The organism is Oleiphilus sp. HI0067 (assembly GCF_001635735.1).
In genome coordinates this window covers 1-1,164 of the sequence record NZ_LWFI01000431.1, presented here as the reverse complement: position 1 = coordinate 1,164, position 1,164 = coordinate 1, and the positions used below count along the sequence as shown (strand labels likewise).

Below are 1,164 nucleotides of genomic sequence, written 5' to 3'. Positions count from 1 at the left end.
AAAGTATTAGTACACGAATGCAATGATGACGCCCTAAGTGTATTGAAAGATGTATGCACAAAGCACAACCTTATTGGTTTAAAGGTTTGCACCGGCAACAACACAATTGGCCTGCGCGACGCCTCTAACGAAATTAGCGAAGTCATGGCATCAAACGTAGATTTAGGTGCTGTATTTTTATCAGAAGCCAAAGATTTAAATGGCGTTAGCGGCTTGAAGCTATGCACAAAGATCCATAGAGCACGCCCTGAACTTCCTATCTTTATGCGTCGTGAACATACCGATAGCATGGATGACCTTCCTCCATCAATTCAAGAAGCTCTAGCTGGCTGCTACCAAGTCGAAGAAGCTGACAAACTCAATGAACTTGTCGACAACTATATCTGCAGCATGTACTACCCTGCAGAGCTTGCTAGCGGTGTGATTGATCTATCTAAGGAAGCATTTGAAAGCATCATTCCGGGAGTAGAAGTACGTAACGATCTACCCTACTTGGTTAAAGATCAAATTATATACGGAGAGCTGTTTAGCCTAATTCCGCTAGAGAGCGACTGGTGCCGTGGCTATATGATGCTTCAAACAACAGAAAACGAAGTATTAGACCTAATTCGATCTGGCGCATCTCATATTGAAAAAACGCAACCAGATTCGCGCGATAGCAACGGCATTCTCAACGAAGCAACAAACCTGATCTGGGGAAGCATTCGCTCACGCTACTTCACAAATGAAGTCAGCAGCGAAGGCCTTCGCACACAAGTCCCTATCATGGTCAACCACCAACGCAAGCACATTTCATTCGGCTCAACAGAACCGCAGTTATGCTTCAAGTTTACTTTGCATGACCCGCAAATGCGCTTCCCGGACATTACTTTATACCAGCGCCTAATCTTCAACTTGAGCTGGTCTCCAGAGAAGTTCGCAGAGAGTGAAAAAGCGGTCGATGAATTCGTTGATAACGGCGAATTGGAGTTTTTTTAAACAATAACTTGCACTTACAGCGAAACAGCTATAATCAAAATTAAGCAGTACTAATAAAATTAAGAAAAAGAAAGGCTTGGCCTTTCAGCAGAAGCAAACGCGAGGAAAGCATCATGGCACAAATACTAGTAGTTGATGATTCAGCAACTGTACGTAACGAAGTAAGCAGCTTTTTAGCCGCTAATG

The 1,164-nt window shown here is 43.4% G+C and carries 1 protein-coding gene; it reads left to right on the top strand.

Annotation, left to right across the window (positions count from 1 at the left end; genetic code table 11):
• On the top strand, window positions 1–978 hold a 978-nt coding region (locus tag A3739_RS04995), incomplete at its 5' end, for a chemotaxis protein CheX (protein ID WP_068500559.1).
• Window positions 979–1,164 lie beyond the last annotated feature (186 nt).